The following is a 9,676-nucleotide window of genomic DNA, read 5'->3' on the forward strand; positions in this document are numbered from 1 at the left end:
CCCCAATCAAAAGGCAAGCCAACCCGCCAAACCCCAAAGATGAAAACAACGCCAAACCACAAACGTGGCCAGCGCCGATGTCGTTCTTGTAATCCCACCACGCCCGACGCGTCAACAGGAAAATGAGGAGGGGCGGACGATGCGTCATCCCTCCGGGTATCGTCGCCGTGGTGGTGGTGGCGTGCCTCATTCTCGACATCGTGCCCCCCGACATGCTTGAGCCTTCTGGCGCTCCACCCCTCTCGTTCGTCGCGCGAGCAGCGCTCTTCAAGAAGCTAAAGGCGCAAGGTGACGCGAGGCCGTCTCAAGATCGCGAGCAGGATTGCGAGTTCGAATGGCGCCGCCAGCGAGTTCGCGCCTCGTTCGACGCAAGGCAACGAGCCGCCGCTGGATCTGCTCGGTCCCGATGCGAACCGCGTCGACCGCCGCGACGTCAACCTGCGCTGGCTCTGCGCGAGCACCTTGACCGGCCTGACAGGAGCAGCCCTGATTGGCGGCGCGATCATCGTATCGCTTCAGGGCGAGGTTTCCTTCGCGGCGATCCCGGAGCGCGTCGCCGTAACCGTGCGCCCTTCGGCGGAGGCCGGCATCAACGTCTCGCGCAAGGGTGATCGCCAGGTCCGCAACCTGATGATCGCCTCGGCCAAGCAAAGCTTCCGCGCGCCCGTGACCGTGAGGCTGGGCGACCGGGAGATCATCAAGATCCGGCCCTTCGTCCGGATCTCGACCGCACTTTCGATGTCGACAGGCATCTTCGCCGCCGAGACGCCGCGCTTCGACCCGATGAAGTTCATCTCGGACGAACCGGCCGAACGCGCTGCCGAGCCGGCTGCCGCGGCTGAGGGGCCAAATGCGGAAGTCTCGGTGGTCAAGCGCGATCTCGTCTCCGTCATCGTCGTGCCCGGCACACCGGCGCTGAACGACGACGACGTCACGGCGCAGGTCGCCGAGGAGCGACGGCTCGCGGCTGAAGCGGGACGCCGCGCCGCGATCCCGCTGGCGCCGCAGATGATGCTCTCGCGTACCTTGCAGCAATCGCTCGCGGCACCGGATTTCGGCGGCAGTGCCTTGGCTCCCAGCGAGAAAAGCCCGTTCAAGTCGATCGACGTCCTCGTCGTGCCGGAGAACGTCACGCGGCTGGCAAAATCCGAGATCCGCAGCGGCGATCATCCCCTCGTCGACGAGCGCGACCTCGCGGTGAAGCGCGGCGAGACCCTCGAGGCGATTCTGAAAGGCACGGGCAGCGCCTCGGAGGCGCAAATCCGCGGAATCCTCTCGGCGCTGGGTGGGAAGGCGCGATCGGGCGATCTGCCCGAGGGACAGCAGTTCCGCATGCAGGTCGCACCGGGCCCGAAGCCCGGCGACCCGCGCCAGGTCACTCGGGTCATCCTTTACGGAGAGAGCGGCATCGAGGCGATCGCGGCGATGAACGACCGCGGCAGCTTCGTCTCCGTCGCACCGCCCGTGGAGGATGCCCCGGCCCGCAAGGGGCCGGCCGCCGTCGAAGCGGAGGGCGAGGAGGAAGAGGGCGGCTCGGGGCCGCGTCTGTACCAGAGCCTCTACGAAACCGCGGCCCGCCACGAACTGCCGCGCAGCGCCGTCGAGGACCTTGTGCGGATCTTCGGCTACGACGTCGATTTCCAGCGCCGTATCTCGTCGGGCGACAGCCTCGACGTGTTCTACGGCTACGACGAGGATGCCGGTGCCGCCGCGTCGGACAGGCCCGATCTCCTCTACGCCGCCCTGAGCCTCAACGGCGAGTCGCGCAAGGTCTACCGCTTCCAGTCACCCGATGACGGCTCGATCGACTACCTCGACGATCAGGGCCGTTCGCTGAAGAAGTTCCTCATCCGCAAGCCGATCGCCGACGGCATCATGCGGTCGGGCTACGGCTACCGCCGCCATCCGGTTCTCGGCTATGCCAAGATGCATACCGGCGTCGATTGGTCGAACCCGATCGGCACTCCGATCGTCGCCGCCGGCAACGGTACGGTGATCAAGGCAGAGTGGGATTCCGGCTACGGAAGGCGGGTCGAGATCCAGCATATCAACGGCTACGTCACGACCTATAACCACATGTCCCGCTTCGCACGGGGCGTGACATCCGGCGCCAAGGTCCGCCAGGGGCAGGTCATCGGTTATGTCGGCTCCACCGGCCTCTCAACCGGGGCGCACCTCCATTACGAAGTCATCATCAACGGCCATTTCGTCGATCCCATGAAGATCCGGGTACCGCGCGGACGCGAACTCGATGGCCGCCTGCTCGCCGAGTTCCGGCGCCAGCGCGAGCAGATCGATGGCGTGATGCAGAAGGGACGAAACGGAACGGCCCTCGCTCAGCGCGACACGATGCGCTGACATTTCACGGATATCCCAGCCGACTCCGGATCATCTCCGTGGTCCAGCCTGCCGCACGAAGATCAGCGAGCGATTGCGAGCCGCGCGACTTGGCGAGCTTGTCGCCCAGGTCGTCGCGGATCAGCGCATGATGGTGATAGCAGAGGCTGTCCAAGCCGAGGAGGGCCTGAAGCAGAACGTGGATGTCGGTGGCGGCTTTCAGGTCCATTCCACGCACGACGTGGGTAACGCCCTGGGCGGCGTCGTCAATGACCACCGCGAGGTGATAGCTCGCCGGAACGTCACGTCGACCGATCACCACGTCGCCCCAGCGCGCCGGATCCGCCACGGACAAGGTCGTTCCTTCACCCCAGCCGAACGCCTCGACGCGGTGCGGGCCAGGAGCGGCACGACAGGCTGCTTCCATATCGAGGCGCCAGGTATGCGGTAGGCCCGCAGCGATGCGGTCTTCGATCACGGAGGGTGCAAGCTCACGGCACGTGCCGGGATAGAGAGAAGCACCGTCGGGGTCCTTGGGCCAAGGCAACCCCGTGACTCGTTCAGATGCCAACGCATCGGCCGATACCGAGCTGCGCGAGCAGAAGCAGCGGTAGGCGAGCCCCCGTCCGGCCAGCCACTGGATCGCCCCGAGGTAGTGATCGATCCGCCGGGACTGTCTCAGGACAGGCGGATCGAACCGTAATCCGAGCCACGCCAGATCCGCGATCATCGCCTCGACGAGATCAGGTCGCGAGCGCACAGGATCGAGATCCTCGATCCGAAGGAGCAACCGCCCGTCCATCGCCCTGGCGAAAGCTGCGTTCAGGAAGGCTGAATAGGCATGGCCGAGATGCAGACGGCCATTCGGGCTCGGTGCGAACCGGAAGACGGGCCTCGTCAACGTCAGGCCGGGTTTGAGGACAGCTCGAATGCCAGAAGCTCAAGCCCCGCCGGCAACATTGCGGCAGGGCCTGAACCCTGTCGCTAGCGGTCGCCCACGCCCGAGAGCAGCTTCTCGATCTGGGACATGCCGTTCTCGCGAGCCTTCGCCTCGGTCGGCTGGCTGCGGTCGGAGCGCTGCACCAGCTTGCCGTTCTTGCGGATCAGCCATTGATAGACTCCCCCCGGATTGGCCGGCGGCGTGATCTCGAGGGAGTACGGGTGGATGTTGGTGATTGTATCGCTCATGCGCCCGATATGGCATGTGCAGCCGATTTTCGCCACCCACCGCGACGAAGAGAACCTGAAGACGTGATCGCATGCCGTCGGGGCTGAGAACAGGTCCTCGGTTCAGCCGCCGGCGCGGCGTTCGCAGGTCTGGGCGGATGGAGTGCAGGCGATGCCGGGGGTCGAGCAGGCGACCCCGTCCGGCAGCCGCTGGCAGGTGCGGCAACCGTCGCTCCATTCGGCACAGGTGACATCCGCCGCGGGTGCCGCCGGTTGCGGCCGATGGGCGGCGGGGACGAGGTGCGCGATCAGGACCGTCGCCAAGACGACCGACGCGATGGCGATGGCGACAAGGCCGTCACGTGGTCCTGTCGAGGCAGCGGAGGCGTATCCTGGAACCATGCGCCGTGTTCGCGCGGGCTCGCGCCCATGTCAACGCAGCGGCGATCATGCCGCCGCACGGTGGTCGAGGAGAGCCGGCAGGGCCTTGAGGTCGAGCGGCTTGGCGAGAAAACCGTCGAAGCCTGCCTTCAACGCAGCCTCCTCGTCGGCAGGGCCGGCATTGGCGGTGAGCGCGACGAGGTGGAGGCGCTGCAGGCCACGCTCGGCCTCACGGGCGCGGATGCGGCGGGCGGTCTCCAGGCCGTCGAGCCCCGGCATCCGGATGTCGATGAGGGCCAGCGCGAAGGCAGGCGCTTCGGCATTGGCCGGCAGATCGAGCTGGGCGAGCGCTTCGAGCCCGTCTCGAGCGAGCACCACGCGCGCGCCGAGCTTCTCCAGTGCCCGCGTCGCCAGCAGCGCATTGATGGCGTTGTCCTCCGCGAGAAGCACGCAGAGGCGTCGCGACGTGGTGGGGCGGGGCGCCGCCGTCTCCGTCTCCACGACATCGGCCTGGATTGGCGCAGGCGCGAGCAGGCGATCGAACAGCGACCGCGCGCGCACGGGCTTGACCAGATAGCTGTCGAACCCCGCCGCGCCCGGTGCCCCGAATTCGCGCCGGTCGAAAGGAGACAGCAGGATGAGGCTGCAGCGTACACCTCTGCGACGAGCCTCGACCGCCAGCGTTCGCACGGCGACGTCCCCGAGAGCCCTGTCGGCGATGAGGGAATCGAACGGGGACTCGGCAAGAGCCGCCATTGCTGCCTCCGTGCTCGGTACCAGCGTGACCAGGGCGCCCGAACGCGCCAATCGGCGGCCGAGGAATGGCGCCTCGAACGGCGAGGCCGCGACGATGAGCACCGATCGATCGTCGTACGCGACGGCCGGCGACGGTTCGCTCAAGCCCGCGAGTGGCAGGACGACGCGGAACAGGCTGCCCTCTCCGAGGGTCGACGTTGCATCGATCCGTCCGCCCATCAGCACCACGAGACGGCGGGTGATCGCGAGGCCGAGGCCGGTGCCCTCGTGACGGCGGCTCGCGCTGCTGTCCCCCTGCTCGAATTCCTCGAACAAGACAGGGATTCGGTCCTCCGGGATGCCCGGCCCGGTATCCTCGATCGACAGGGCGATCCCCTCGTCGCACCGGGCGATGGAGACGCCGACACCGCCCTGCGCGGTGAACTTCACCGCATTGCCGGCAAGATTGGTCAGGATCTGGCGGACGCGGTCGGCATCGCCGATGACGAGGGCGGGGATGTCGTCGGCGACGTCGAGGGCGATCTCGATACCTTTGTCCTGGGCACGCGGCGCGAGGAGTTCCACGACGCTCTCGGCAAGGTCGCACAGGTCGAAGGGGTCGGCGGCGAGGTCGAGGCGACCGGCTTCGATTCGCGAGAAGTCGAGGATGCCGTCGATGAGCGAGAGCAGGGCCTTGCCGGAGGTGCGCACCGCCTCGACGTAAGTGCGCTGTTCGGCGTCGAGTCCGGTCTCGAGGACAAGGTCGGCCATCCCCAGGATGCCGTTGAGCGGCGTGCGGAACTCGTGGCTGACGGTGGCCAGGAACCGGGATTTCGCCACGTTCGCGGTCTCGGCGCGATGCAGGGCTTCGTCGAGGGAGCGGGTCGCCTCGACGCGCGCGGTGATGTCGGACCCGGCTCGCAACAGCTGCGGGAGGCCCTGCGCGTCGGCCACCGGCATCTCGATGAACGAGAACCAGCGCGCTGTGCCATCCTTCGGCATGATCTGGAGCTCGATCCGGCGCACGCCGTCGGCCCGGTTCTCGACGGGTCCGTGGGCGAGGATGGAGAGGTCGGCGGTCGAGCCCAGGAGGTCGATCGGCTCCCGTCCCATCAGCCGGGCGAAGCCCGCATTGGTGAAAGTGATGCGGCCCTGGGCATCGCGCTGGACGATGACCTCGGTCGTAGCCTCGACGAGCGCCCGGTATCGCTCCTCGCTCTCAGACAGCCGCCATATCCTGCCGTGAAGATGCTCGATCTGGGCATGGTCGAGTCCGGATCCGGCCCTGCCGTGCAGAACCCCGATGATGATCGCGCAGGCGGCCAGGGCGATCACGATGCAGGCGAGGGTCTCGAACCCGGTCATCGATGTCCCTCCGGCCTCCGGCGGCCGACCGGACCATGTCTGACAAGCGTGAAGGACGCCTTAGGATGATCAGCGAGATCGCAGGCGTTCGCGGATCGCGGGACCGCTGCCGCTTCACGGGCGGGTCTCGATGGTGTAGCGCGGGCGAAACCCGACAAGACCGGACGCCATGACCTCACCGAGTTCCGTCACGACGCGCATCGACGCGGCCTTCGCCCGGTGCAAGGCCGAGGGACGCGCCGCCCTCGTCACCTACGTGATGGCCGGCGACCCCGATGCCGAGACATCCCTGAAGGTGCTGGAGGCGCTGCCTGCGGCGGGGGCCGACATCGTGGAGTTCGGCCTGCCCTTCACTGATCCTATGGCCGATGGCCCGGCGATCCAGGCGGCGGGCCTGCGCGCGCTGAAGGGAGGCCAGGGCGTCGTCGCGACCCTCGACCTCGTGCGCCGCTTCCGGACCGGGAACACCAGCACACCCGTGATCCTGATGGGGTATTACAACCCGATCCACACCTACGGCGTCGATCGCTTCATCGATGACGCGGTGGCAGCCGGTATCGACGGCCTGATCGTGGTCGACCTTCCGCCGGAGGAGGATGACGAGCTCTGCCTGCCAGCCCTCGCCAAGGGGCTCGCGTTCATTCGTCTCGCCACCCCCACGACCGACGAGCGCCGCCTTCCCGCCGTGCTCGCGAACACGGCAGGCTTCGTCTATTACGTCTCCATCACCGGAATCACCGGGACAGCGACGCCGGATTTCGGCCGTGTGGCCGAGGCCGTGTCGCGGATCCGCCGCCATACAGACCTGCCGATCGTCGTCGGGTTCGGCGTCAAGACCGGTGCCGACGCCGCGGCGATCGCCAGGGGCGCCGACGGGGTCGTCGTCGGCTCGGCCCTCGTCGACGCGCTTCACCGCTCCCTCGACGCGGAGGGGAAAGCCGGTCCGGGCACGGTCGAGGCCGTCACCCGGCTCGTTAACGAGCTCGCGGTAGGCGTCAGGGAGACGGCGCGGGCATCGGCGTGACGCGCCCTCCGGTCGATGCGGTAGCATCCGAGGCTTGCACGCCTTAACTCCTGATAGGCTCATCTCCGGATCGCGTGCGCCGCTTCGCTCGCAGGCACGGGGCCGCACGGGAACGGTACTGGATCATGGTAGAACCGATGAACTGGATCTCGGAGGTCGTCAGGCCCCGGATCAAGACCCTGTTCAAGCGCGAGACGCCGGAAAACCTCTGGGTCAAATGCCCCGATACCGGGCAGATGGTCTTCCACAAGGAGGTCGAGGGAAACCACTGGGTCATCCCGGGCTCCGAGCACCATCTCAAGATGAGCGCCCAGGCCCGTCTCAAGATGATGTTCGACGAGGGCACCTGGATCGACGTGCCGCTCCCCGAAGTAACGGCCGACCCGCTCAAGTTTCGCGACGAGAAGCGCTACGCGGACCGTCTCAAGGAGGCGCGGACCAAGACCGGCATGGTGGACGCGTTCAAGATCGGATTCGGCCGGGTCGGCAGCCTGCCGATGACCCTGGCCGTGCAGGATTTCGCCTTCATGGCCGGTTCGCTCGGCATGGCCGCCGGAGAGGCCTTCATTCGCGGCGCCGAGACGGCTTTGGACAAGCGAACCCCCTACGTCCTGTTCTCGGCGTCCGGAGGTGCACGCATGCAGGAGGGCATCCTCTCGCTGATGCAGATGCCGCGCACCACCGTCGCCATCCGGCGGCTCAATGCGGCCAAGCTTCCCTATATCGTCGTCCTGACGAACCCGACGACCGGCGGGGTCACCGCCTCCTTCGCGATGTTGGGCGACGTCCACCTCGCCGAACCCGGCGCGCTCATCTGCTTTGCCGGCCCGCGCGTCATCGAGCAGACGATCCGCGAGAAGCTGCCCGACGGCTTCCAGCGTTCGGAATACCTTCTGGCGCGAGGCATGATCGATCAGGTCGTCCATCGCCATGCCTTGAAGGAAACCATCGTGCGCCTGTGCGGCCTCCTCATGAACCAGGGATCGGGTATGATGCCGGCAACAGGAATACCCCATCCGCCTGGCCAAAGCCTGTCCGCAGCCAATCCGGCCTGATCAGGTCTCACGTCAGAATCGCCCCCGACCCAAGCGCCACCCAATGGATTCCTCCGCCATGGATTCCTCAGACGCGCTGATGGCGCGGTTCCTCGCATTGCATCCCCGGACGATCGACCTCTCTCTCGGCAGGATCGAGCGGCTCTTGGAACGGCTCGGGCATCCGGAGCGGCGATTGCCGCCGGTGATCCACGTGGCCGGGACGAACGGCAAGGGATCGACCATCGCCTTCATGCGCGCCATTCTGGAAGCCGGAGGTCTAGCGGTCCACGTTTACACCTCCCCTCACCTCGTACGATTTCACGAGCGCATCCGCATGGGTGCCATCGGCGGCGGACATTTCGTCCCCGAGGACCGCCTCGCGGAGGCGCTGGCGCGCTGCGAAGCGGTCAATGCCGGCGATCCGATCACCGTGTTCGAGATCACGACGGCAGCGGCACTGCTGCTGTTCTCCGAGGCCCCCGCCGACGTGCTGCTCCTCGAGGTCGGGCTCGGCGGAAGAGTCGACGCCACCAACGTGATCGACGAGGTCGCCGCGGCGGTGGTGACCCCCATCGGCCGCGACCACGCCGAGTATCTCGGCGACACGGTGGAGGCCGTGGCCACCGAGAAGGCGGGCATCTTCAAGCGCGGCTGCCCGGCCGTGATCGCCGCGCAGGATTATGCCGAGGCCGACGCAGTCCTGTGCCGCCAAGCCGAAGCGGTCGGCGCCAAGCCGGTGATGGTCGGCAACCAGGATTTCTCGGTTCACGAGGAGAACGGCCGGCTCGTCTACCAGGACGAGACCGACCTCTTCGACCTGCCGCCGCCTCGCCTGAGCGGCCGGCACCAGTTGACCAATGCCGGAACGGCGATCGCAGCTCTACGGGCTGCGGGGTTCGGCGACATCGGCATCGATGCGGTGGAAGCAGGGTTGCGCAACGTCGATTGGCCGGGCCGGCTCCAGCTCCTCAATCGCGGCCGGCTCGCCGATCTGGCGCCGCGGGGCGCGGAACTCTGGCTCGACGGCGGCCACAACATCGACGGCGGCCGAATCCTGGCTGCCGCCATGGCCGATCTCGGCGAACGCAGTGACGTACCGCTGGTGCTCGTCACCGGCCTGCTCGGAACGAAGGACGCCGAAGGATTCCTGCGTAACTTTGTCGGTCTCGCGCGAGGTCTCGTTGCGGTGCCTATCGCCGGTCAGATGGCCGCGCGGCCCGCGGAGGAGATCGCGGCCATCGCCGCAGAGGTCGGCCTCAACGCACAAGTTGCTTCGAGCGTCGAGGCGGCGATCGAAGGGCTGGCCGATACTATTTTCGAGCAGCCGCCGCGGATCCTGATCTGCGGATCGCTCTATCTCGTGGGCGCTGTGCTCACCGCAAACGGAACGCCGCCAACCTGAGAAGCCTCGAGTAACCCTTAGCTTTGCGGCTGTGTCCTCACGGTTACATCTCTGCAAGGGGAGATCGCGTAGTTTTACGCTTGATCGAACATCTACCTGGGGACAATCGATGAAGAAGCTTCTGACTTCGCTCGCCGCTTTCACGGCGCTCACCGCCACCGCTTCGGCTGCCGACCTTCCGCGGCGCGCCGCGCCGCCGGTCTTCGTTCCGGTCCCGGTCTTCACCTG

9 protein-coding genes are annotated in these 9,676 nt (G+C 67.0%); 4 read left to right on the plus strand and 5 right to left on the minus strand.

The window, feature by feature from the left end; all coding sequences use genetic code 11:
- The coding region (locus K2Y56_RS21715) for a hypothetical protein (protein ID WP_292512637.1) at positions 1-190 on the minus strand (190 nt) is incomplete at its 3' end.
- A 131-nt stretch (positions 191-321) separates the two neighbouring features.
- Between K2Y56_RS21715 and K2Y56_RS21720 the strand changes: the two genes are divergently transcribed.
- Positions 322-2,358, plus strand: coding sequence for a M23 family metallopeptidase (locus tag K2Y56_RS21720; RefSeq protein ID WP_292512657.1), 2,037 nt, complete (start codon positions 322-324; stop codon positions 2,356-2,358).
- Between the two features lie 4 nt (positions 2,359-2,362).
- Here the strand turns inward: K2Y56_RS21720 and gluQRS are convergent, their stop codons facing one another.
- The 4 genes from gluQRS to K2Y56_RS21740 all read right to left on the minus strand — a co-directional run bounded on the left by gluQRS (position 2,363) and on the right by K2Y56_RS21740 (position 5,985).
- The gene (gene gluQRS / locus K2Y56_RS21725; RefSeq protein ID WP_292512660.1) at positions 2,363-3,244 is read right to left on the minus strand and encodes a tRNA glutamyl-Q(34) synthetase GluQRS; all 882 of its coding nucleotides are present in this window, start codon (positions 3,242-3,244) and stop codon (positions 2,363-2,365) included.
- Positions 3,245-3,321: 77 nt separating this feature from the next.
- On the minus strand, positions 3,322-3,525 hold the full coding sequence (locus K2Y56_RS21730) for a hypothetical protein (RefSeq protein WP_292512640.1): 204 nt from the start codon (positions 3,523-3,525) through the stop codon (positions 3,322-3,324).
- A 102-nt stretch (positions 3,526-3,627) separates the two neighbouring features.
- Positions 3,628-3,906 (minus strand): hypothetical protein, encoded by a 279-nt coding sequence (locus tag K2Y56_RS21735; RefSeq protein WP_292512642.1) that lies wholly within the window; start codon positions 3,904-3,906, stop codon positions 3,628-3,630.
- Positions 3,907-3,951: 45 nt separating this feature from the next.
- Positions 3,952-5,985: an ATP-binding protein gene (locus K2Y56_RS21740; RefSeq protein ID WP_292512645.1), complete on the minus strand. Its 2,034-nt coding sequence runs from the start codon at positions 5,983-5,985 to the stop codon at positions 3,952-3,954.
- A 169-nt stretch (positions 5,986-6,154) separates the two neighbouring features.
- Here K2Y56_RS21740 and trpA point away from each other — a divergent pair, with 169 nt between their 5' ends.
- From trpA to K2Y56_RS21755, 3 genes are all read left to right on the plus strand, one after another.
- A complete protein-coding gene (gene trpA, locus K2Y56_RS21745) occupies positions 6,155-7,009 on the plus strand; it encodes a tryptophan synthase subunit alpha (RefSeq protein ID WP_292512648.1) in 855 nt (284 codons plus the stop codon).
- A gap of 125 nt (positions 7,010-7,134) precedes the next feature.
- Positions 7,135-8,064, plus strand: a complete 930-nt coding sequence (gene accD, locus K2Y56_RS21750; protein ID WP_292512651.1) for an acetyl-CoA carboxylase, carboxyltransferase subunit beta — start codon at positions 7,135-7,137, stop codon at positions 8,062-8,064.
- Positions 8,065-8,122: 58 nt separating this feature from the next.
- Entirely contained in the window at positions 8,123-9,448 is a 1,326-nt protein-coding gene (locus K2Y56_RS21755; protein WP_292512654.1) for a folylpolyglutamate synthase/dihydrofolate synthase family protein, read from the plus strand.
- The last annotated feature ends 228 nt before the right edge of the window (positions 9,449-9,676 follow it).

Source organism: Methylobacterium sp. (genome assembly GCF_019745455.1).
GTDB lineage: Bacteria > Pseudomonadota > Alphaproteobacteria > Rhizobiales > Beijerinckiaceae > Methylobacterium.